The following is a 23643-nucleotide window of genomic DNA, read 5'->3' on the forward strand; positions in this document are numbered from 1 at the left end:
AAAAGAGGGAATGTGAATGGAAGTAATTAGTTTATTATGGCAACTGGGAATATTATCTGCCGTTTTAATCTTTGGTATAAAATTGGGACTTGCAACGGGTCTTGCAAACATGTCCAAAAGATATTTGGCTATGGTTACCATTGGTTATGGAGGCGGAGTTTTAATATTGACAGAAATCTCATCATTTTACACTGCACAGATTACAGACTTGATTTATACCTATAATTTCGAATTTTTCCTGATAATGGCTGTAATAATGATTCTGGCAGGAATATTTACAATCAGAGAATATAAGGTATTTGAAAAAAATACTACTGCAGCTACATGTATGGCTGTCGTTGCTCCTTGTCCTTGTTGTTTCGGTTCAATCATTGTAAGTATTATGCTGGTAGCGCCTACTGTCGGTTTAGGTCTTTTCAATTTAAGTGTTATTGTTGCAGCGGCATTGGTTTTAACAATTCTTGGAACCTATTATGCATCAAATCATCTTATTAGATTTATCAAAAAACCTTATCCGATAGTTTTGGGAAATTTCATGTTCTTTTTAGGAATCTATTTCCTATTGTCTGCATTATTCCTGCCTAACATTACTGCTTTGCTGATGGATCCTATGGATGCAATTACAATCCAATCTCCAGAGTATATTTTGGCAGTTTTAGGATTAATGTTAATGATAATGTTTTTAGGTGGATTCTACTTTAAGAATAATAGTTATTTAGATTAATGGTGTTTATATATGGTAGGAACAACAATTCCAGGAAGTGAGATATTAACTTCAGGTTTGAATATGATTGCACAGAGTCTGCAGATTCCTGTAATCATATTTCTGGTTATCTTTGCATTTTTTGCAATTCTGACCTTGGGAAGTCTCGTTTCAGAATATACTTCCCGTAAGAAAATCACACCGGACAGCCTTGAAAAGCTGATTTATGCAATATCTAAGGCCACATCCAGTGATGAACTGATGAATATAATTAAAAATGCTAAGCTATATGAAAATCAGAAAGTTATTTTGGTTAAGGTTTTAAGAGCCGAATCATTGACCAACGAGACAAGAGAAACCTTGGCCCGTAAACTCATAGAATTTGAGGAAACCAAACTTGGAAAAACAATTGAAAGAACTGATATTGTAACCCGTATAGGTCCTACATTGGGTCTGATGGGGACTTTAATTCCAATGGGTCCGGGGCTTGCGGCATTAGGTGCAGGAGATGTAAATACTCTTGCTAACGCTATTATTGTTGCATTCGATACAACTGTTGTAGGTATCGGTGCAGGGGCTGTTGGTTATTTTGTCTCAAAAATCAGACGCAGATGGTATGAGGAGGATTTATCTAATCTTGATGCATTGTGTGATGCGATTTTGGATAAATTGAAACATTAGGAGTTTTGGCTATGGTTAGACGTAAGTGTAAAAAACGTTTTTCTGAAGGTGAAGAGGATCCGATGGCCGGAACTTCAAATCTTGTTGATGCAATGCTTGTTATCGCTGTGGGTTTTTTGATTTTTGTAGTTATCAGCTGGAATATGCAAAGCGTTATATTTCAGGATACCTCTCAGGACCAGAGTCAGGCTGTTCAAAGCTCACACCCTAATGTAACTGAGGTAAGTGAAGGTCAGGAACTGAATGATACTCCTGAGTCATCCCAAAGTTCAGGCCAGGGTTACATGGAAATGGGTAAGGTCTATAAGGACCCCGCAACGGGAAAACTGATAATGGTTGAAGGTTAAGATATACTTTTTAAAAAGTATTACTTTTTATTTTTTTAATTTAAGAGTTATTATTACTTTTTTTGATATTTTTTATTGATTAGTATTACTTTTAGCTTAAAGTAATACTTTTTTGATTTTTTTAGCTGATTTGTAATAAGATAATCTTTATATTGTTATTACTACTTTATTTTATATGGAGTTATTTAATTTTAATTCTTTATTTGACTTTTATTTTAATTAATTGAATAACTTATCAAAGAATATAACGGGATATTATGAAAAGTAAATCAATAATTTTTTTATTGGCATTGATTTTCATGATTGTTCTATCAATTGGTGCAGCATCTGCACAGGATGTGGATAATGCTGCGGTGTCCAGTAGTGATGAAATAGCTATTGGGGACTCAGAAGCTGTTTATGGTTCAGTTTCAGGGGGAGTTGATGTAGCAACTGAAAATCCTTGGAATACAAGTGGTGAACTTTCCTATGACATTCCGGCAGATGCAAAATCAATCCAGAGTGCAGATGTTTATGTGAATGTCTATGGAGGAAGTGCTAAAAATACTCATGGTGCTAATGCTAATGTCACTATTACAACACAAAATGATGTTGCAAAATACAGTGAATCATTGTGGATTGCTGAAGGAAGTGCAGACGGAACTGTTTATACAGTAAACGACCACACTACCAAATGTTATTCCGATTATATGATTCATTATAATGTAACCAATATGCTTACAGGATTAAATGGAACATCCTTAAAAATAAATGTTGATACCTTCAAAATGGAAAACAAAACATTTGACGGTAGAATCAAATTAATTGGATTGGTTTTAGCATATAATGACGGCAGCAACGGTATAATTAACTATTGGATTAATGATAATCAAATATGGACAAATTCCAATACTACTCTCACTTTCGACACTTCAGCATTTGTTGATGTGTTGGATGCATCATTAACCAATATAGCACTCTCAAGTTCCGAAGCTACTTATAAAATGAATGGAGAATTTTTGGCTGAATCTCCGGAACACAAATCCGGAAATTATTATCAGTATAACAAATGGGATGTTACAGATAACATCAAAAACGGTACCAAAACTGAATTCACTGCAATAGGTACTGCAGGAAGCTACGGTGTATCATACAAGAATGTTTTATCAGTACTCACTGTTAAACCTGGAATTATTCAATCCAGCGTTTCCATAGCTACTGAACGTGCTAACGGCGGTTACACTATTGTCTATCCTGGTACCTACAATCAGATTACAGTAACTGTCAACACAAACAAAAAAGGAAAATATACTGTTCAATTATTGGCTGACGGTGAAGTTGTAAACACTACTGATGTTTCATTAGCAGTAGGTTCTCAAAAAGTAAATGTTATTGACCCTACAATTAGAGAACTTAATCAGGCTACTTTCTTTGTAGCTGGAGGTAATTTCACAAAGGTTAACTATACTGCTAAATTACTTTTAAAAGATAAAAATCTCAATGAAAGTTCCATTGAAGCAACTGTTTTATATAATGGTTACTTTGCTAAAGACTTATCATACCCTGGTCAGGACTACACTTCATTTTTAAATGAAAGTGTTACAGGAGGATTTGAATACTTAGTCAGCGATGCAGCTTACGCATCAGGTACTGCCAACAGAGTAGATACCTGGAATGTCACATTGCCTGATAATTCCACATTTGCAAAAGCATTTGTATATGTAGGATACTGCTATGGTGGTGCTGATTCAATCGACTTGTTCAATGTTACCTTTAACGGTGCTGTACCAAAAGCAGTATCATTTACAAGAGATCAGGCCAATATAATATCTACCTCAGGATATGGTCTTATAGTTTATGATGTAACTGACTTGATTAAAGTTGGTGAAAACACTTTCACTTTAAACAAAACCCACAGTACCGGAGCTTACCCTAGTACCTTAATTTACTTATACAACACAGAAGGCAGTGGTGCCGTTAAAAATGTATACTTATACAATGGTGCTGATATTATTGGTGCTACCGGTAACGGTGCTGGCAGAAATATCACTTTAAACACTGTATTGAATGTTGATGCATCTGAAGCTTCAGAAGCTGTTGCATATATTTTCGGTGCAGGATCCTTAACCGGCAGGGCTACAATAACAATCAATGGTGAAGAAAATGCTACTGCATGGGATACAAGTGTAAGCAATGCAATAAATGTCTACGAAACAGACATTACTAAAACCTTAAAAGACAGCAATGATGTTTCTATCCGTTTGAACAGTAACATGTTTACTGCATTGCAGCAAATTATTGTAACCACTCAAAAAGCTGAAACCACTATCTCTGCTCCTAGCAGTGTAAGTGTTGTATACAACAACAATAAAAATATTGTTATAACATTAAAAGACAATAATGGAAAACCTGTTTCCGGTGCAAATATCACTGTTGTATTGAATAAGGTTGGAAAGACCATTGTCACCAACACTCAAGGTAAAGCTACCTATACTGTTGCAAACAATTTAGTTCCTAAAAACTATGTTGCAACCATTTCATATGGTGGTAATGGCACTCTTGCAAAATCATCTGCAAGCACTAAAGTTGTAGTTAAAAAAGCTACTCCAAAAGTAACTGCAAAAGCAAAAACCTTTAAAGTTAAAACAAAAACTAAAAAATATGCTATAACTTTAAAGAACAACAAAAATAAAGCTATTAAAAGTGTTAAAGTTACTATTAAAGTAAACAAGAAAACTTACTCTGCAATAACAAACAGCAAAGGTGTAGCTACCTTTAAAATTAATAAATTAACTAAAGTGGGTAAACACACTGCTACCATTAAATTTGCAGGTAACAAATACTACAACAAACTTAGTAAAAGTGTAAAAATAACAGTTAAAAAATAGAGAGACTTGCTTCCTCTATTTTCCTTTTTTTATTTTAAATAAATAATTAATTATTTTATGAGTTTATTCATTCATTATCATTTTAATCAATATTAACATTGATTATTTGAATTCATCACATTAATGTTCATCATTTGGAATGTAGGATGTATATGTTTTTAGGAAATTTCATTTTCCCTGTTAAATCTAAAGAAGGAAACGGCAAATTAAATATTCAAATAAATGTAATATATATTTGATTTTTTTAAACTATGTTTAAATTATATATACTAAAAGTTTCTTAAATTTTATATAATAGAGGTTAAAATTATGGCAACTCAACATGTAACATTAATGATTACAAGCACATTCTATGATATGTTTTCGGAATATTACTACTTCATTACAGAAGTTTTCCCGTATTTAAAGGAATTTTGCGCAAAACATGATATCATACTTTATTACAGGGATGTGGCATTTTCTCTTCTTAACGATTACACTGACAAAAGCATTATCCTCGATGATTTCAGATCAATTGATTTTGACAGGACATTTTTCATCTGTTTCAGAGGTCACAAGTTAGGATGGAAGCCGAATTACAAGAATGTCAATGAGTTAACCATAGATGAATATCCTGAAATCATAAAGTTTGTCGGGAATGTTTCAATTACCGAGCTTTCAATCATGCATGCTCTTCATCCATTCGATAAGTTTGAAAACGATGAACTTGAAGAGTTGTATCCTTCCAAACACGCCCTTTTCTACTTTAGAGATGGAAAGTTCATCGAAGGATTGTCCAAAACCCAAAAGATGTTTTATACCAATATGGATAATAACGACAACAAGAAGGTCAATGACATGGAAATTGCAAAAGCCAAGGATTTGATTTATGAAGTCAAAAGGGAATATGATAAGAACGGCAAAGCCGATATTAATATAAGATATTACAAGGGCAGCTGGAATAAGGATTTGGATGGGCATGAAATCTTTTTGCAGTATGCTGATGAATACTCCAGACTTACAAACATGAATCTTGACATGTTCATAAAAACCCATGAAATCAACATGTGCTATGATTATCACGGCAGTCTTGATAATCTGGAATGTGAAGGCAAGCCTTTAAAGGAAATACTTATTTACGATATTATTGAAGGTTTAAAAAAGGAATTTCCAGAAAACTTTAAAGAATAAGCTATTTTTAAAAACATTTAAATATTAAATATTATAATATCTAATTAATCATTTCAGAGGTGAGACGATGAAAAAAGATTGGGATGATATTAAAGTTTCAAGAAGAACCTCAGGAAAAAAATATTTCGAATCAACCTTACTTCAAAATATTTCCGACGGCATAGACTATTTAAGGCAAGAAGCTGATGATATTTTAAGCGAACTGGATTCCAGTGAATTTAAACAGCAGATTGATGAAATGGATTTGGAAGAATTCGGTGAAGATGTTTTAAATCAAATCGATGATGTTGTAATTGAACTTTCAAATGCCAAGGATGACCTTATCCAATCCGAAGATGTTCCGGATTTCATCAGAGATTCCTCCAAAAATGCTAAAGTCGCATTGAACCGGGATGATGATTATATAGTCATGGCAAAAAGGAAATTCAAAAGACTTGACGCCAAAAGAGATGACATTGATCCTGAAAAAACTAATCGCAGAATCATAGATTTGTGCGACAAGGCAATTTTTGTCAACAATTCAAACCCTCAAGCCTATTACCTTAAAGCAAAGGCATTAGTCAATTTGAAAAAATATGATGAAGCAGTTGAAGAGTTAATTACCTGTCTTGCTTTGGAACCTGAAAATCTCGATTACAGACTGGCCATTGCAGATGTCAACAGGCTCAACTGCGAGTTCAATGATGCGATTGATGTTTACAATTCAGTTTTAAAAATCGATGATAAATGCTTTGAAGCTTTAAGGGGAAAAGCGCTGACATATTATGACTGGCAAAAATACGGTCAGGCAAACAAATTTTTCAACCAGGCAAATTCCATATATTCCCTTGATGAAGAGGATATGGAAATTTGGGAAAAGTGTAAAGATTAATTTTTAAAGTATAAGGCTGGAAAACCAACCTTATACGCCAATTTTAATCTAATTCAGAAACTAATTTTTGTGCATGTATTGTAAAGATTCGGGGAAAAATCTCCACAACATTAATTTTCAATTTCATTTTATAAATCTTTTTTCTTTCATTTAAGCTTATTTGAATTGATTTAAAGCAATTTGGTTATTTAAAATCAATATTTATCAAAAACAATACTATTTATATTAAGACATATATATGTATTATTGAGGTTAATAAATGGTTAAACAGCATGTAACATTAATGATTAATAGTACATTTTATGACATGATGGCTGAATATACTTGTTTTTTAAACGAAGTTTTTCCAAAATTAAAGCAGGAATGTTCAAAATATGATATTGACATTGAATTTAGGGATGTAGCTTTTTCAGTTCCTAAAAAGGATGCCGACAAAAACATCATACTTCAGGACTTCAGATGTATTGATGAGGACAGAACATTCTTTATTTGCTTTAGAGGTCAGAAACTTGGATGGAAACCTACTCACGAAAATGTTAATGGAGTTACTGTTGATGAATATCCGGAACTTGTCCAGTACATTGGAAGTATATCCATTACTGAATTGGCCATTATGCATGCTTTAGTACCATTTGACAGATACATTGACGGTGTGAAATGTGATTTGAAACCTGTAAAACATTCCCTATTCTACTTTAGAAATTCCGGTTATGAAAATGATTTAAGTGATGTAAAACAGCCTTATTACATGAACAAATCCAATGGGAAACTTAAAGAAGCTCAGGATATAGAAATTGCAAGAGCTAAAGATTTGATTTATGAAATGAAACTTGATTTTGATAAATCTGAAGACGGTCCTCGTGTTATTATCAGACAATACGATGCTGTTTGGGATAACAGCAGTAATTGCCACCAGATGTTTTTGGATTATGCTGACAAATATTCAGAATTGGTCAACAAGCCATTGGATGATATTATTGAAATCCATGAAAAATATCTCTGTAGTGAATGTGGCGGCAGTCTGACAGATCTTAGATATGAAGGAAGGCCATTGGGTGAAGTCATATATGAGGATATAATGAATGAATTGAAAATCGAGTTTCCAGAAAATTTCGAATAATTTCATTCATTTGATTACTTTTTTTTTAATGACACTTCAAGTATTGAAGCAAATTCTCTTACCTGAATATATCATTAATTTTTCACTTATTTTTAATTTTAAATTTAAAAAAAATTAAAAAATATGCTTTTTTAGGTAACTTTTATATATCTTTTCAAATATAATTATTAATACTTAAATAATTAAGTAACAATCCAAAAATGAGTGAAATTATGACAAACGAAGATTTTGCAAAAAAGATTAAAGACATCAGAGCTAGACAAAATATGTCTATTGAAGAACTTTCCGAGAGAAGCGGAGTAAAACTTGAAGTCCTCCAGGCAATGGAAGACGGTGAAGTAATTCCATCCCTTACTCCATTAACCAAAATGGCAAGAGCATTAGGAGTTCGCCTTGGAACATTTCTCGACGATACACCTGAACTCGGACCTGTAGTCACAAGAGGGGGCGTAACTCAAAACTCACTATACTTTTCAGGAAGAGAAGACGTTACAAATGCAACCAACCTTGAATTCCATTCATTAGGTGCAGGTAAAATCGACAGAAACATCGACCCATTTTTAATCGACATTGACTATGAGGAAGGCGAAAAAGAACTTTCATCCCACGAAGGCGAAGAGTTCATATATGTGCTTGAAGGAGAAATTGAAGTAATTTACGGAAAGGACACCTATACAATCGGTAAAGGAGACACAATATTTTATGATTCAGTAGTGCCTCACCACCTTCACGCCAGTGGAAAGGATAAAGCTAAGATATTAGCTGTACTCTACACTCCATATTAAATAATATAAAAGAGGCTTGATAAATATGTTTAAATTAGAATCAAAAGTAAATGCAGACGGCAAAATGAATTTGTTTACTCATCAGTTGGGATTGTTATTGTTGCGTTTAAACATATTGGGCCAAAAATTACAGATTACAGACATTAACGGAGGAGTATTATGAGTGAATTATTTACAGAACTGCCACTAGGAAAATTTTTCGAATCAATGGTTGAAAAACAGCCTGACCATGAATTTATCGTTTATCCAGACAGAAACTTAAGATTTACATACAAAGAATTTGATGAAAGAATTGATAATCTAGCAAAAGGAATGCTGGCTATAGGAATTAAAAAGGGAGACCATGTCGGAATTTGGGCAAAAAATGTCCCTGAATGGTTAACCTACATGTTTGCAACTGCAAAAATAGGTGCAACAATAGTAACAGTAAACACTGCATACCAGTCCCATGAGCTTGAATATGTATTAAAGCAGTCAGACATGAAAGCTTTGGCAATGACTGACGGATTCAGAGATACAAGTTACTTTGATATCATTAATGAACTGGTGCCTGAACTTAAAAGCTGCGCCCGTGGTCATCTTGTTGCTGAAAAATTCCCTCATCTTAAATTCATATTCCACGTCGGCCAGGAAAAGCACAGGGGAATGTATAATACCAATGAACTGATTTTACTTGGTATGAGTTATGATGATGAGGAATATCAAAAGATTAAGGATTCCGTCACACAGCATGATGTCATTAACATGCAGTATACTTCAGGTACTGAAGGTTTTCCTAAAGGTGTAATGCTTACAAGCCGTAACATTGTAAATGACGGTTACTACATCGGAGAAAACATGAACTACACTGCAAAAGACAGACTTTTACTTCAAGTACCTCTGTTTCACTGTTTCGGAACAGTTTTAGGTGTAATGGCAGTTATAACTCACGGTTCAACCATGGTTGTTCTTGAGGAATACGATCCTCTTCTTGCAATCTCATCCATTCAAAAGGAAAAATGTACTTCAATATATGGTGTTCCTACAATGTTTATCGGAATGATGAACCATCCTATGTTTGAAATGTTTGACATGAGCTCACTTCGTACAGGTATCATGGCCGGTTCAACCTGTCCTGTCGAAACCATGAAAGATGCCATTGAAAAAATGAACATGAAAGAGATTACAAGTGTATACGGACTTACTGAAGCAGCACCGGGATTTACACAAACCAATGCTGCAGATTCATTCGAGAAAAAAATCAACACCGTAGGACGTAAATTCCCTAACATTGAAGTTAAAATCGTAGACCCTGAAACCGGTGAAGAATTAGGTCCTGGTGAAACCGGTGAAATAATGTGCAGAGGTTTCAATGTCATGAAAGGATACTATAACATGCCTGAAAAAACCGCAGAGACAATTGAACCTGACGGATGGCTTCACTCAGGAGATCTTGCTACTGTTGATGAGGAAGGATACTATTCCATTGTCGGACGTATCAAGGACATGATTATCAGAGGAGGGGAAAATATCTATCCTCGTGAAATCGAAGAGTTTTTATTTACTCATGAATGCGTTCAGGATGTTCAGGTTGCAGGAATTCCTGATAAAAAATACGGAGAGATTGTAGGTGCATTCATCATTAAGGAAGATGGATTTGATGATGTAACCGAAGCGGATATCCGTGATTTCTGTATTGGGTCCATTGCAAGATACAAAGTGCCTAAATACGTTTTCTTTGTTGACGAGTTCCCGCTCACTACAAGCGGTAAAATCCAAAAATATAAACTGGGCGATTTGGGTCTTGAACTTCTTGAAAAACGCCGTGAAAATGGAGAGCTATAGGCTCTTCAAAAATTATTTTTTTTAATTTTCAATTTTTTTTCAAAAATCACCAAAAAACCAAAACCTTTATATATAACCTAAAAATAATATTAATGTGCAAATAAAATTTGATATAATTTTACCACACCATTATATCCAAAGTACTCAGTCTTTATATAAACTCTTGAAAATATTTAAGGAGTTGATAATAATGCCACAAGTAAAACAAACTACTGCATGGAGCGTAGTATTCTTTTAAACTCATTAAAATAGCTGTATAAAATATATTCTCACCTGCAGCTATTTTTCATTATATATATGTCATCATACATAATGATGTTAGCCATAGAAATTTTAAAAAAGGGATAATCTTGCTTTAAGCATTATCACCTGAAACTGTCACCATTAAGAGGAAATAAATATGAGTATAGTAAGAAAAAATAATTTAAACGTAAGAAAGACTGTCGAAAAAGCTATAAACAACCATCCGGAGTTTCATTTCTTTGTCGATGAACTCACATCCGACAACTACATGCCCACATACGCCGGCAATGCCGATGAAAAATATACCTACGATGAAATGGATGATGAATTTTTCAAATTCATTGACCGCAAGATTGGAGAAAATGGAATCTATTTGAGAATCTGCTATGCAACATCATCTGAGATAAACGGCGAAGCAGTTTTTGAAGTTGAAACTGCAGGCCGTGAGTATACATTCACCACAGATAATCTGGATAATGTTCAGATTGTTGAAATGGCCGATTACGGAATCAAAATAGAAAGCGACAGGATAACCTACGGAACTACTGTCGAAGGGGGATGTGCTCACACTCCATACTTTGCAGAGTTCGGATCCAAAAAGGGAAATGAAAGCTATCTGTCGCTTGAAAACCCATTTAACAAGTTCATAATATCATTGATAGATGAATTTCTTGAATAATCATATATTTTAACTGGAGGTGGTAACGTTCATTTTTAAATTTTAAATTTTTAGATGACTGTTAAATTTTTTGATATTCGAGGTTTAAATGAGCATAGATTTTGTTAGATATACATCTGAAATAATTGAATTTAAAAACGCACAGACTTTAGAGGCGATTGACTGGGGAATTCTTGATTTGGGAGATATAAATGATTTGGAATTGAAAAGAGTTCTTGTAAGAATTGAAGAGGAACTGACTGAGGAGCTTATGAGAAATTACAATCAAAACTCAACAGGCATATTCAGGGTAAGCTACTTTAGAGGCATCTGGAGCTATAGGGAATATGGCTGCAGGATAGATGCATCGTCACTTTGTGAGCTTAAACGAAGAGTAATTGCTCAAAATAGGATTTGGTATGTTTTTGATGAGTTCAGTGCGAAAAGATTAGGGAGGTTGAATCTTCGATAAAAAGGAATTGGCAAAATATGTATTCCTGATAGGATATCTTTTGGTATGTGTATTATACGGAAATTTTTTGGTTTTAGAGGTGAAAATAAATGGTTAGTTGTCCAAATTGCGGTGAAAAAGTAAGAAACAACTTTGTCTATTGTAGAATTTGCGGATGCCTTCTTGAAGGAGGAGACAGTGAAGATCATATAACGGATCTGCTTAATGTCTTTAAGCATTCAGATGAGTATCTCTATCTTTTCTGTGAGAGGGGAAATCAGGTAGTTCTTAAAGCAGAATCTCTTGAAGAACTTGAGGGACTGGTCAGTGAAAAGCAGTATCCTTGGGGTTTTAAAGACTGGAATAATAATGTTTCATCTCCTAAAAAAGAAACATTACCTTCACCTGAGGTAAAAACAGAATTTCTAAAGGCAAGTGCATTAAAGGAAGCAGAAATCATTCCAACTTCCTCAATCAAAAAACAAAAGGATAATACTGAAGAAAGCTACACTCCTGACTATGAGGTCTCACGAGTAGTCGAATAATCCCATTGACAGCCGTTTAACTGAAAGTTTTTTTTCACTTCCATTTGCCTCGTTGTTTTTCTTTCAGTTAAACGGTAATAATCTATTAATAGAATATAATTCAATATATTATCAATGACTTTTCTTAATGTTCCTGATAATCATATTCTCGAAAAAACAGAGGGCAAAATCACTTATGATTTTGATTTGACTATTTTTACACATGATGATAATGTAAGATTCAGCAATGGCGATATCTCCACTTCATGGATGAGTTCTGATGACGGATTCATTTCAAGAATTCAGTTTGAAAAGCTGAATCCCGACTTTAGAAAAGAGCATTTGACAAAAGAGATAGAATTTAAAAATATTCTGGATGAGGCTAAACGCTTTTTGGAAAATGGCAAGTATGCAAAAGCCATTGAAAAGTTTGATGATGTAATCTACTATGATTTAAATTATTGTGAAGCTATTTTTTACAAATCAAAGGCATTATTTGGACAAAAACACTTTGTAAAGTCTTTACGCCATTATAAAAGAGCTGTTAAGTGTAATCCTGCATTAAAAGACATGGAATATTATAAGATGCTTTTAAAAAAATCCTCTGAAGAGAGGGACAATTTCCCAAAAATAAAGCAGAATATATATGCCGGAGATGAATATTTTGCAAAGCAAGACTATGTTAAGGCTCTGGACTGCTATTCAAGGGCATTGAAAAATCCCTCCAAATTCAAGGACAAAATACTCTATAAACTCTTGAATAAAAAGGCAACTGCTCTTTTGAAGTTGAACCACTTTCATGATTCCGGGAAATGCTTTTTAAAATCAATAGATGTTTTTGAAAATGATTATGCTTATTTCGGACTTGCTGTTTCACTGCAAAAAACAAAGGGTCCTAATCAAAAAATTAAAGAGGCTCTGGATAATGCCATTAAAATCAATCAAAAGCAATTGCTTAAAAAGGCCATGATTTTAAAGGATATCGGTGAGCTTGAAGATTCTCTTAAATGTATCGATGAGTTTTTAGCCATCCACTATTGTGTAGATGATGATTATCAAAAAGCCTTGAACTTGAAATTATCTGTTTTAAATAATCCGCTCAGAGATAATTGTGAAATTAAAAATTAAAATAATGAAAGCCAGAGTAGATATTTAAAGCTTTTTTTAGTTATTTGACGGTCATGGCATTACGGGATATTAATTTAAATCCAATCTCAGATATTAGATTTTTTTTAAAACGTCTATTGTCCGTATTTTTCAATGATGCATTTGATTTCGGAATTTTTGCTTTGTGTTTTTATGTCCCGTCGTAGGTATGTGAATAATAGCTATTTTTCAACTATCACTTGTTAAGAAATTTAATTTTGTAATTTTCAATTTTTTGTGTTTTTCCTTCAAAATTCAGTATTTATTTATATGTCCGACAATATATATCTAACCATATTTTCAAAGTTTTTATAAAAAACTGATGTTTTTAACAACAATATTTTGCACACAATAAAACATATATCAAATTAATGGAGGATTTTATAAAATGAATTTTAAAAAGACTTTACTGGTCTTTTGCCTAATTACTTGTGTATTATTTTCAGTTTCCAGTGTAGTTGCTGGGGATGTAAATGATGAAGTAATAGCCAGTGAAAGTCAAGATTCTGCTGTTGTCAGTCAGGCAACTCTTGAAATAGACAATGATAATCAAAAAATTGAAAATAATTTAATTTCATCTTCTAACGAAGACATTTTAAGCGAAAAAGATAATGGAACCTTCACTGCGTTGCAGGACAAAATCAGCAATGCGACTGAAGGCGCTACAATAGCATTGGAAAATGATTATGTAAACGATGGAGTTCTCGCAGATGGAATTCAAATTTCCAAAGCTGTTACTATTAATGGGAACGGATATACAATTGATGCACAACATAAATCAAGAATATTTAATATCGCTGCAAATAACGTTATTTTAAATAACCTTACATTTATCAATGGTAATGCTACTTCAGGTGGAGCAATCTGCAACTCAGGTAATTTAACAGTTACAAACTGTATATTCACACAAAACAGTGCAGAGTTGGGTGGTGCAATTTTCAGTAAGGGTAATGATGTGACTATAAGGGACAGCATTTTTAAAAATAATGCTGCAAATTATGGTGGTGCAAACTACTTTGATGGTACATTAAAAAATTTAATCCTAACTGGAGAGTTTACAAATAATGTTGCACAGGTATCCGGTGGTGCAAACTACTTTAAGGGTTCTGCTTCCAATGTTTTAATTGATGGAAACTTCAGCGATAATGTTGTAGTAAATGGTTCTGGCAGTGCAAACTACTTCTTCAAAGCAGTATCTGATGTTACCTTAATTGGAAATTTCAACCGTAATGTGGCTAATTCCAATTGTAATGGTAGTGATAAAACAGGTAGTGGAGGTGCAAACTGCTTTAATAAAACAGTAAATAATGTTGTTATATGGGGAAATTTCACAAATAATACAGGATACCGTGGAGGTGCAAATTTATTCTATGGTGCAGCATCTAATGTTTCCATTATGGGAAACTACAATAACAACACAGGTCTTTTATTTGGTGGTGCAAACTACTTTATGAATACATTATCTGATTCAAGTATTGTTGGAGATTATTCTAATAACAAAGCAACCAATTGGGGTGGTGCAAACTACTTTAATAAATTTGTAAGTAACGTTGTAATATCTGGAGACTATATTGAAAATTCTGCTGCTGGAGGTTCTGCCCTTTTCTTTGATAGAAAAATGGAAAATGTTACTATTTCCGGAAACCAAATCGATAACAAAGGAAAAAATGCAATTTATATGTCTTATAGGATTGATTCTACATTAACAGTCGATGACATGGAATTTGTTTATAACAAAGTAGGATCTACTGAAGTTTCATTCAAAGACGCCACAGGCATTACTGCAAGTGTAATTGACCAATCTGACGCAGTTGTTAAAGTTAATAATAATACAATATCTGTATCCGGTTTGGCTGCAGGCACATACATATTATCAGTTAAAACAGTAACTGATGAAGAACACGATTCAGTAACAGAAGAAGCTAAAATAACAGTCAAAAAAGCAACTCCTAAATTGACTGCTAAAGCAAAAACATTCAAAAAATCTCTAAAAACCAAAAAATACAGTGTAACCTTAAAGACCAATCTCAACAAGGCTTTAAAAAATGTAAAACTTACCATTAAAGTTAACAAGAAAACATACACTGCAAAAACTAACAAAAATGGTGTTGCAACCTTTAAAATTACTAAATTAACTAAAAAAGGTACTTTTAAAGCAACAATCACCTACAAAGGCGATGCTAATTACAATAAAGTAACTAAAAATATTAACATTAAATGTAAGTAGATGTGAATAACATCTACTAATATTATTTTTTTTATATTAAGGTTCATATGTTTAAATTTTTATTTTAAGTTTTTTTTAGTTCCTTGACGGATATTCCGGTATTGAGGGATATTAATTCTAAGTCTAATTCTTCAGATATTAGATTTTTGGCAACATCGAGTTTAGCATTTTCAAATCCCTCTGCTTTTTTGTCAAAATAGATGGCGTCAAATCCTTGTCCGTATTTTTTAATTATGCATTTGACTTCCAAATTTTGGGTTTGTGAACTTTTATTATTGATATGTTCACATTAATTTTAGAAATGAAGTAAATTATTTAAATAAGATTGTTTAAAATTTGTAGTATGGAAAATATTGATTGGTTTAAATTTGAAGATAAGGATTTGGACTTTCCGTTTTACAAGAAAAATCCTTACATTCCGAAATGGGGTTGGTTTGTCTTATTCATTGCCCTAATTATGGGTGTGTTATTGGCTTCCGACTCAATTATAGTATCAATAATAGGCTGTCTGGTACTGGTAGTGCCTGTATTGTATTTTTTAAACTGGGACTATCATGCAATTTTTCAAAAACCAAAGGCTAAGGATATTGCTCTTGCGGTAGCTCTTTTTATAGGCTACATGATATATTCAATAGCAATGGGTATTATTTTGGAGCATTTTGGTATAACCAGTCCGGGTACGGTTGAACAGAGCTCTGTAAATATATTCTCTATATTCTCGCTAGTATTTTCACTGATGGGTGAAGAATTCATGAAATTCATTCCGTTCATATTCTTCTTAAGGGTATTCTATAAATACTCTAACAACCGTAAACTCTCAGTAATATTATCAATTATTATTGTCATGATATTTTTCGCTTCTTTGCATGCGTATAATTTCACAATGTTTTTATTTGCATTGTGTATACAGGGTTTCGGTTCAATTTTTGAATATATCGGTTATGTCAAGACAAAAAACATGTGGATTTCATACCTCACACATCTGCTTACAGATCTTTTTGTCTTCTCAACTATGCTTCTGAATTTTTAATGAAAATTGATTTTGAAATGATTGCTGCATTTTCAGGCAATTATTTCCAGCCTTATTTTTTTTTAATTTCTTAATTCAGCTGATTTTTTTTATCAGAATTAGAGTTGTAGTTAAAATTATTTTGATAAAGTCCATGTCATTTCATTTAAAAACAGTTATAAAAAAAGCAGTATTTTATTTTAAGTCTAAAAATAGTTTTTTTAACTGTCTGTCTGGTATTTTTTGCAAAATCCGAAACAGACAGCATTTCTGAGTTAATTTTTACTCGCAGTTTTTCACCTCCAAAACTGTGTTTTGTGAATAAGTTTTTTTGTGTGTTATTGTTTATGGGAAGATTGCTATGATTGCATTCATTATCATTTTTTTCACCTCTGTTATTTTTAATTCGTAGTCTTATGCCTTTTTGCTTAATGAGTAAGATCTCGGGTCCAGTAGTCAATCATATTATCACCTTAATTATTTTTGAAATTGGAAGTTTTCTACATTAAATGTCAGTAGAACTCTTCACACCTACTTATTAGTTTAATCAATGCTATATAAATAGTTTTTCGAATGTAAGTGCTCACTTACATATTTAAATCAGTAAAATAAGACTAATCGGGCTTTTTTACCCTATGCTGATTGCAGTAATGATTTACATTAACCTCACTGTTAATGTAAAATCCGCTTAATATTTTCAATGCTTTTTCTTTTAAGTTGTATTTTAATTTCATGCTTTTCTTTTTTTCATTCAAAACAATTAAAAACATATAAAGAGGGTAAAACAGATATATATCTACCAAGTGCACAAGTGTCATGTTGCACATTCTTCTGACTTAATAGGTGAAAATATGGATAAGGTTGACAACTCTTCTCTTGAAGAGCTAATGAAAAAGGAATTGACTGTGGAAATGCAAAACGAGTTTTTTGAAATATTAAAAGAATCTCAGCTTTTTATGCCTGTCAGCTACAGCAAAAACATCTTTGAAGGCATTGAAAATGCTGAGGCGGGTGACGTTATAGAACCTGAAGGACAGGTCGGATTCAATATAACATATATAACTGACAGTGACGGAAACAATGCAGTGCCGCTTTTTACCAGTTCAGAAATTTTGGATTCTGTTGTTGAAAGCTCTTCAATGGCTATATACATGAGCGATTTGGCTGATTTATTAAAACAGACTGACAAATATTCAATAATTGCAATCAATCCTTTTACGGATTTTGACATTAACATGCCTGTTGAAGCCTTTTTAAGTCTCTTTGAAGATCCTTTAGAAAAGCAGAAAAAGTCTTTAAATAAAATTTTAGCTATTTTAAAAGAGCATTCTGTTGAACTGGAAGAGAATACTACACTTTTTATAAGGGCAGATGAAAACTTCATGATTGAAAATGCGGTTGATAAGGTATTCACAGCGAAAGTTCCCTTCTATGTAAGCAGCAGTCCTAAATATGGTGAAGATATGAAATATACTAATATACTGCTTATGCCGAAGTCTAAAAAGATTCTGCCGCTTGACCCTGACAGGCAACTGGATATACTGATTGCACCAGGAACTGAATTTGAACTTCAGGATACAATGGACGGAACTCAAAATCTGTGGATGTGCGGTGCACAGCCGTTCTATGAAAAATAAGTTTCTGTCTGTTTAAATTCGTGAGGATTATACGTCCGGCAGGTATTTGCGGAAAATATTTGAAATAGCTTAAATATAACTTGCAGACAAATTATATATTATGTACTGTGACAACTGCGGAGCTGAACTTGTTGACGGCGCCTCATTCTGCTCCAGCTGCGGAAAAAAGGTTAGGGTTAAAAAACCCCATAAAAACATATACATTGCTTTGGTATTGACCTTCTTACTTACAGGGCTCGGTACAATATATGCAGGCAATACCATGAAAGGATTAAAATTGCTTGCACTTAGAATACTCTTTATCAGTCTGGGAGTATTTTTAAACTTTTTCTTTATTTTCTCATTCATCGTCTGGGCCTATGCATTCTATGAGGCATACAAGGATGTTCAAATAGCCAACGGTCACAGCAATCCTGATATTATAAATGACTTTAAGAGCTGGAATCCCAACACTCAAAAAGTCGCCCTAATAATCATAGCGGTTATATTAATTTTAATGGTTGTCGGCTGTATTTCTTCTCTGACTTTGAACAGCTATTCCAGCAGTGATTCAAAATCCCATTACTATTCAAGCGGAAGCGGCAGCAGTAGCGGTTCATCACATTCCACACACTCTTCACATTACTCCGGTGTTGACGATTCGCCTCATACTATTGCCAGAAATGATCCTGACTGGTATTACGACCATTATGAATACGGTGACAATCCCGATATAGATGACTATCTCGAATCTCAGGGTTATGACTAGCTGAAAAAATAAAACTGATTATCTGAGTGAATATACTATTGACCTTATAATTGTAATCAGACAAACAACGCTGATTGCAATAGGATAGCCTAAAAATCCAACAATGAATCCTATAATAAGCAGTATAAATGGAATAACTATAGCATTTTTCAAATCCACGACTTTTGCTAAATATTCATTATCATCATTGATTTTCATCAGATATCTGCTCATGGCAAAGAGAATAATATCAATTAAAATAAAATCCAAATCATATAAAGACTCGCTTAATAGGGAATTCGGATTATTGGCAACGAAAGTTGCTAAATATGGAATCAGTGAAATTACAAACATTAAAAGAATGTTTAACCAAATAATTTTAGAATCTATTTTTTTACATGGGCATATGTTAAATGGTGATATTGCCAGATATTTGCACAGATTAGAAAACTGATTAGATAAGTAAAATAAGAACCTTTCAAGGCAAGAATTCATGCGATAGTTGCAGTTTCAGGCTGCGGCAATTCCAAAACTAAAACGGTCACGATAATTGCAATAATCGCGTCATAAAAGGCTTCTAATCTGTTGGTGTCCATCAGGGTTTTTGTTTCCATATTACATTATTTGGTTATAATGATATATCAAAATATTGTATTGTGATATTAAAAATATAATTCCAATCATGGATGCTATTTAAGTTTTAATATCAAAAATCTTTTCTTTAATATTTAAATAATCTAAACAAAGAATAATCATTAAAATGAAAAAATTGGTGATGGTGTTTTGTTAGTTATAATCACCTAATAGTATTTCTGACTTTTGCAGAATTTAATTTAACAAATTCATTTGCCTTTTTGTAACCTAAAAGCCATTTATGACAAATTATATTTCCTGCACGATGTTGATTTGATGTTGTAAGCTCTGCTACATATTGACATGCTGGAAGGCTTCCTGTATATTTGTAACTACCGTCATAAGCTATGAAAAAGATGACTTTTGATTTTACGGTTTTGGTTGTACTTTTGAAAGTCTTTTTGTTAATCACATCAACTTTTTGTTTAATGGTTTTTCCAGTGTTTAATTTAAAAACATAAGTTTTTTCATTGTATTTGGCATTGACAAGCTTTTTATATTTGTCTAGTGGAATAACAACTTTATAGCCTTTAATGGATATGGTTCTTGCAGATTTGCTTGTACTCAATACCCGAATCTTGCTTTTTTTAGTAATGGATGGATTATGGTCTTCATCACCTAAATATGATGCAGAATAAGTGAATGTTCCCTGTTTATTCATTTTAACTTTCAAAGTGGCAACACCGTCACTATCAATGGTTCTATAATAATTTTTATTGTTGACTGTAAATTTTATTCTGCCGTCTTCATAGATGGAATCTCCCTCAAGATCAGTTACTCTTGCTTTAATAATTGCATAGTCGCCTTTGACAACATAAGTTTCTTTTAAAATTAATTCAACATCTGATTTAACAATCTTAAGATTGAAAATAATCGGTTTAATGTTATAGTAGTAATCGTCCACTATGATTTTACATGAATGAATTCCAACACCCATGGCGCTGGGGCTGCACCAGTATGCATCTTCGGTTTCGTCATATTCAAATTTCATTAATTCTTCATTTGTATCGGCATCAACTAGTCTAACTTCCATATCCTCAATATTATAACCGTCTTCATCTACAACAGTTACGTAATATCCGAAGTAATCATCAAAGTCTGTTGTATAGTTTATTTCATCGGGTATATTTTGCCTGTAGCTGTATCCTTCAGGAATTATTCTTGGTTGATATTCATCATAATCGTATTCACTTACAGTATTTTCATCATTTAACTCAATAACTTCAGTTGCATCATCTGCACTGACAGAACTGACAGTAACATTTTCAGATGCGCTGACTGCTGAGACTGCAAGCAAACTTACTAGAAACATTACAATCATTATTATCTTTGTATACTTCAATTCATTTCCTCCTAAATTTTTAATTAATATATGTTATATACAACTTATTATTAATTATTATTTATTGGACTGATATCAATTAGTAAGATGTAAATAATGTGCTGTTTACGGAGCTGTTAATATGTATGATTTAAAAAAAGTAGAGAAAAAATTTCACGAATACTTAAAATCAAGACTAAACGATAAAACCTATAAGATTGATGAAATCCGAATAACTGAAGAATTATTAAAACAGGAAAAAGCATTTTATATGCCGTTCGGATGGATATCCTATTTTTTAGTCATTGAAGATGAAAAACCTGCAGTATATGCAAATGCCTGTTCAAGAATGGATTTGGATATTATTGCAGTTATAGACGAAAACGGCTATGAGGATTACGATGTGTGGGACGGTGACCATCCGGATATAATTAAAAAATATCGCAGACATGCCAGTCATGTTAAAAAATTCAATTATGATGATTTGATGTTTATCAGTGATGTTGAAAGATAACTTTTAACATATTTTCACTTTTTTTGCCCATCAATAGACTGAACTAATTTTTTAATTTAATCGTTTACTTAAAAATTAAATTGAATAACTGTTTTTTTTATTAAAGGGTTATTTGTTTTTAACCAGTTTTTGATGTCTTCATGCAGCTTCTTATTTTCTTCTTTTACAGTTTTCAGCTCATCGAAGAGGCTTTCGTATTTTTCTTCAATGAGATTTTCAAGTTCTTCATCATCATCCTTCAGCAGACGGTCAGTTAAGAATGATGAAATGGCAGCTGTGATTGCTGTTGTTAAAGTAAGGATTACGAAATTAAAATCATCAAACAGTCCGTATGATTTACTCCAGGCATACAGCACTCCTGTAAAAATAAGGATAGTTAAAAAGACTTCTAAGAGAGTTACATTATCACATTTCTTTTTTTGTCAATCTCTGTTTCATGTTATCTGTATTTTAAGCATTCATTTTTTTTTTCAAAAATCGTATTTTTGTTATGATGATAGCAGTAGTAATTAATTAAAATTCTAAATTCAATTCTCTGTTTAAATAAGGGTATTTTAAGTTTAAAGCAATATTTGTAGGGCAATGTAAATTTTATCCCATTTCAAAGCAAAAATATTTAAATATATTGGTACAAATAATTAATTGAATATTTGTATCATCATTATAATTTTTTAGGTGTTATTTTAAATGTAATATGAATCTCTCCGAAATTAGTGGTTATCACCTGTTATTAAAGTAGGAGTTAATTGATAAATTTCTGAGGGGAATATCTTGAAGCTATTGAGTTAGACTTTGTGAAATTAGAAGAAATATTGAATATTTAAAATTTAATATTCATTGATACAATTAATAAACTGGAGGAATACATGTCTGAATATGTTGTTAATGAAAATAGAAATATAATAGATGATTTTTTAGACATTTTTAAAAAGTTCTATTATTCAGTTAAATACAAATTTTCAAAAGATGATGGAATGTCTCTTGATGAATTTATAAATAAGTATTCGGAGGATGATGAATTTTTAAACTATATTGACTATATCAAATCATCTTTAAATGAAATTTCTGAAATGATGACTCAAATCAACTTTGATTATGATGAATATTATAACTTTGCATCAATTAAAAAAATGATTATATACATTATTGATCATCTTGAAAAATATTTTTACTATTCTTCATTTATAGTTCTTCTTTTAAAAAATTTCAATGATTTAATTATTAAAGAAAAACAGTTGGATGATTATAAGGAAGAATATGAAAAATTTGATATTTTCTTATATGAACAAGAAGATTACTTCTACACTGAAATCTTTGAGCATGATTCCAAATATGATGATGCAATAGACAACGTAACAAAGATATTGGGGTAACTTATGAATATATTTTTAGATACTAATGTAATAATTGGTTATATCTATTCACTAGATGCATTACATTCTTCTTCTCGAAAAGCAATTGTTAGAAAAAGTAATAATTATTATTCTTTTCATGTTAATCAGGAAGTGATATGTGTTTCTCGAAGAAAAGATAGAGAATATTCTAAATTTCTAATTGAATTGGGAAAAATATTTAACCGATATGGCGATAATGATTTCATCGACTTATCTGAAATTCACATTAAAGTTAACCAATTTGGCCAAATTGGAAAATTGGAAGTGGATAATATGCACTTGGCAGTTGATGCATTTAAAGTTAAAACAGAATTTAATAATTATTCACAGAATTTTGAATCAAAACATAGAAAATGCAGGATAAATTGCTTAAATGAAATGACTTGCATTCCAGCATATCAAAATAAAGATTCAAATGTCCTTGAGGTTATTGAGAAAAAATCTCTTAGAGATTATTTTCACGGTGAAGATGAAGATATTCTTTTTGATGTTCATGAATATCTAAAAAATAATCCCATTTCAGATTTAACATTTATTAGCAACGATAAAGATTTCATTAAAGTCATTTCTAAATTAATTAATGTTTTGTCATTTAATAGATATATGTATCTTGGAGATTTTTCAGAATTTAGCTAAACAATTTCTGCTGATTAGTTTTCCAATTATTTTTCACTTACTTCTTTTTAACCAGTTCCTTAAGCTCTTTGATGTCTTCATGCAGCTTCTTATTTTCTTCTTTTACAGTTTTCAGCTCATCGGAGAGGCTTTCGTATTTTTCTTCAATGAGATTT

At 32.2% G+C, this 23643-nt stretch carries 27 protein-coding genes; 21 read left to right on the forward strand and 6 right to left on the reverse strand.

Annotated features, from left to right (window positions below):
• Positions 1 to 16: 16 nt before the first annotated feature.
• From QZU75_RS06770 to QZU75_RS06840, 15 genes are all read left to right on the forward strand, one after another.
• Entirely contained in the window at positions 17 to 724 is a 708-nt protein-coding gene (locus QZU75_RS06770; RefSeq protein ID WP_296882501.1) for a DUF2162 domain-containing protein, read from the forward strand.
• Positions 725 to 736: 12 nt separating this feature from the next.
• Complete coding sequence (locus QZU75_RS06775) at positions 737 to 1384, forward strand: MotA/TolQ/ExbB proton channel family protein (RefSeq protein ID WP_296882503.1); 648 nt, start codon at positions 737 to 739, stop codon at positions 1382 to 1384.
• A gap of 11 nt (positions 1385 to 1395) precedes the next feature.
• Positions 1396 to 1731, forward strand: a complete 336-nt coding sequence (locus QZU75_RS06780) for a DUF2149 domain-containing protein (RefSeq protein ID WP_296882504.1) — start codon at positions 1396 to 1398, stop codon at positions 1729 to 1731.
• Between the two features lie 257 nt (positions 1732 to 1988).
• Positions 1989 to 4598 (forward strand): DUF3344 domain-containing protein, encoded by a 2610-nt coding sequence (locus tag QZU75_RS06785; protein ID WP_296882506.1) that lies wholly within the window; start codon positions 1989 to 1991, stop codon positions 4596 to 4598.
• A 309-nt stretch (positions 4599 to 4907) separates the two neighbouring features.
• Positions 4908 to 5768 (forward strand): hypothetical protein, encoded by an 861-nt coding sequence (locus QZU75_RS06790; protein WP_296882507.1) that lies wholly within the window; start codon positions 4908 to 4910, stop codon positions 5766 to 5768.
• A 67-nt stretch (positions 5769 to 5835) separates the two neighbouring features.
• Positions 5836 to 6639 (forward strand): M48 family metallopeptidase, encoded by an 804-nt coding sequence (locus QZU75_RS06795; protein WP_296882509.1) that lies wholly within the window; start codon positions 5836 to 5838, stop codon positions 6637 to 6639.
• Between the two features lie 259 nt (positions 6640 to 6898).
• Positions 6899 to 7759: a hypothetical protein gene (locus QZU75_RS06800; RefSeq protein WP_296882511.1), complete on the forward strand. Its 861-nt coding sequence runs from the start codon at positions 6899 to 6901 to the stop codon at positions 7757 to 7759.
• Between the two features lie 212 nt (positions 7760 to 7971).
• The gene (locus QZU75_RS06805) at positions 7972 to 8544 is read left to right on the forward strand and encodes an XRE family transcriptional regulator (RefSeq protein WP_296882513.1); all 573 of its coding nucleotides are present in this window, start codon (positions 7972 to 7974) and stop codon (positions 8542 to 8544) included.
• A gap of 25 nt (positions 8545 to 8569) precedes the next feature.
• Positions 8570 to 8707, forward strand: a complete 138-nt coding sequence (locus QZU75_RS06810; protein WP_296882515.1) for a hypothetical protein — start codon at positions 8570 to 8572, stop codon at positions 8705 to 8707.
• Positions 8704 to 10368 carry an AMP-binding protein gene (locus tag QZU75_RS06815; RefSeq protein WP_296882517.1) on the forward strand — a complete coding sequence of 555 codons (1665 nt, stop codon included), beginning with the start codon at positions 8704 to 8706 and terminating at the stop codon, positions 10366 to 10368. The genes QZU75_RS06810 and QZU75_RS06815 overlap by 4 nt, the downstream gene beginning before the upstream one ends.
• 400 nt (positions 10369 to 10768) lie before the next feature.
• On the forward strand, positions 10769 to 11290 hold the full coding sequence (locus tag QZU75_RS06820) for a hypothetical protein (protein ID WP_296882519.1): 522 nt from the start codon (positions 10769 to 10771) through the stop codon (positions 11288 to 11290).
• A gap of 88 nt (positions 11291 to 11378) precedes the next feature.
• A complete protein-coding gene (locus tag QZU75_RS06825) occupies positions 11379 to 11741 on the forward strand; it encodes a hypothetical protein (RefSeq protein WP_296882520.1) in 363 nt (120 codons plus the stop codon).
• Between the two features lie 89 nt (positions 11742 to 11830).
• Positions 11831 to 12265 (forward strand): hypothetical protein, encoded by a 435-nt coding sequence (locus QZU75_RS06830; protein WP_296882521.1) that lies wholly within the window; start codon positions 11831 to 11833, stop codon positions 12263 to 12265.
• A 114-nt stretch (positions 12266 to 12379) separates the two neighbouring features.
• Positions 12380 to 13372: a tetratricopeptide repeat protein gene (locus QZU75_RS06835; RefSeq protein WP_296882523.1), complete on the forward strand. Its 993-nt coding sequence runs from the start codon at positions 12380 to 12382 to the stop codon at positions 13370 to 13372.
• A 406-nt stretch (positions 13373 to 13778) separates the two neighbouring features.
• Positions 13779 to 15617 (forward strand): hypothetical protein, encoded by a 1839-nt coding sequence (locus QZU75_RS06840; protein ID WP_296882524.1) that lies wholly within the window; start codon positions 13779 to 13781, stop codon positions 15615 to 15617.
• A gap of 64 nt (positions 15618 to 15681) precedes the next feature.
• On the opposite strand, the gene QZU75_RS06845 is transcribed toward QZU75_RS06840, so the two are convergent.
• Positions 15682 to 15867 carry a hypothetical protein gene (locus tag QZU75_RS06845; RefSeq protein ID WP_296882525.1) on the reverse strand — a complete coding sequence of 62 codons (186 nt, stop codon included), beginning with the start codon at positions 15865 to 15867 and terminating at the stop codon, positions 15682 to 15684.
• 93 nt (positions 15868 to 15960) lie between these two features.
• Between QZU75_RS06845 and QZU75_RS06850 the strand changes: the two genes are divergently transcribed.
• Complete coding sequence (locus QZU75_RS06850) at positions 15961 to 16647, forward strand: type II CAAX prenyl endopeptidase Rce1 family protein (protein ID WP_296882527.1); 687 nt, start codon at positions 15961 to 15963, stop codon at positions 16645 to 16647.
• 593 nt (positions 16648 to 17240) lie between these two features.
• Here the strand turns inward: QZU75_RS06850 and QZU75_RS06855 are convergent.
• The gene (locus QZU75_RS06855) at positions 17241 to 17381 is read right to left on the reverse strand and encodes a hypothetical protein (RefSeq protein WP_296882528.1); all 141 of its coding nucleotides are present in this window, start codon (positions 17379 to 17381) and stop codon (positions 17241 to 17243) included.
• Between the two features lie 96 nt (positions 17382 to 17477).
• On the opposite strand from QZU75_RS06855, the gene QZU75_RS06860 reads away from it, so the two are divergent.
• Positions 17478 to 18263, forward strand: coding sequence for an SseB family protein (locus QZU75_RS06860; protein ID WP_296882530.1), 786 nt, complete (start codon positions 17478 to 17480; stop codon positions 18261 to 18263).
• 100 nt (positions 18264 to 18363) lie between these two features.
• Positions 18364 to 19011 (forward strand): zinc ribbon domain-containing protein, encoded by a 648-nt coding sequence (locus tag QZU75_RS06865; protein WP_296882531.1) that lies wholly within the window; start codon positions 18364 to 18366, stop codon positions 19009 to 19011.
• An 18-nt stretch (positions 19012 to 19029) separates the two neighbouring features.
• On the opposite strand, the gene QZU75_RS06870 is transcribed toward QZU75_RS06865, so the two are convergent.
• The 3 genes from QZU75_RS06870 to QZU75_RS06880 all read right to left on the reverse strand — a co-directional run bounded on the left by QZU75_RS06870 (position 19030) and on the right by QZU75_RS06880 (position 20965).
• A complete protein-coding gene (locus QZU75_RS06870) occupies positions 19030 to 19344 on the reverse strand; it encodes a hypothetical protein (protein WP_296882532.1) in 315 nt (104 codons plus the stop codon).
• A gap of 137 nt (positions 19345 to 19481) precedes the next feature.
• A complete protein-coding gene (locus tag QZU75_RS06875) occupies positions 19482 to 19604 on the reverse strand; it encodes a TMEM175 family protein (RefSeq protein ID WP_296882533.1) in 123 nt (40 codons plus the stop codon).
• 182 nt (positions 19605 to 19786) lie between these two features.
• Positions 19787 to 20965 carry an Ig-like domain-containing protein gene (locus QZU75_RS06880; protein WP_296882535.1) on the reverse strand — a complete coding sequence of 393 codons (1179 nt, stop codon included), beginning with the start codon at positions 20963 to 20965 and terminating at the stop codon, positions 19787 to 19789.
• 121 nt (positions 20966 to 21086) lie between these two features.
• On the opposite strand from QZU75_RS06880, the gene QZU75_RS06885 reads away from it, so the two are divergent.
• The gene (locus tag QZU75_RS06885) at positions 21087 to 21458 is read left to right on the forward strand and encodes a hypothetical protein (RefSeq protein WP_296882537.1); all 372 of its coding nucleotides are present in this window, start codon (positions 21087 to 21089) and stop codon (positions 21456 to 21458) included.
• Positions 21459 to 21526: 68 nt separating this feature from the next.
• Here the strand turns inward: QZU75_RS06885 and QZU75_RS06890 are convergent, their stop codons facing one another.
• Positions 21527 to 21814: a hypothetical protein gene (locus QZU75_RS06890; RefSeq protein ID WP_296882538.1), complete on the reverse strand. Its 288-nt coding sequence runs from the start codon at positions 21812 to 21814 to the stop codon at positions 21527 to 21529.
• Between the two features lie 510 nt (positions 21815 to 22324).
• Between QZU75_RS06890 and QZU75_RS06895 the strand changes: the two genes are divergently transcribed.
• Together QZU75_RS06895 and QZU75_RS06900 are read left to right on the forward strand one after the other, a co-directional pair.
• The gene (locus tag QZU75_RS06895) at positions 22325 to 22831 is read left to right on the forward strand and encodes a hypothetical protein (protein ID WP_296882539.1); all 507 of its coding nucleotides are present in this window, start codon (positions 22325 to 22327) and stop codon (positions 22829 to 22831) included.
• 3 nt (positions 22832 to 22834) lie between these two features.
• Positions 22835 to 23488, forward strand: a complete 654-nt coding sequence (locus QZU75_RS06900) for a PIN domain-containing protein (protein ID WP_296882541.1) — start codon at positions 22835 to 22837, stop codon at positions 23486 to 23488.
• Positions 23489 to 23643: the final 155 nt, after the last annotated feature.

This window comes from uncultured Methanobrevibacter sp. (assembly GCF_902764455.1).
Lineage (GTDB): Archaea > Methanobacteriota > Methanobacteria > Methanobacteriales > Methanobacteriaceae > Methanocatella.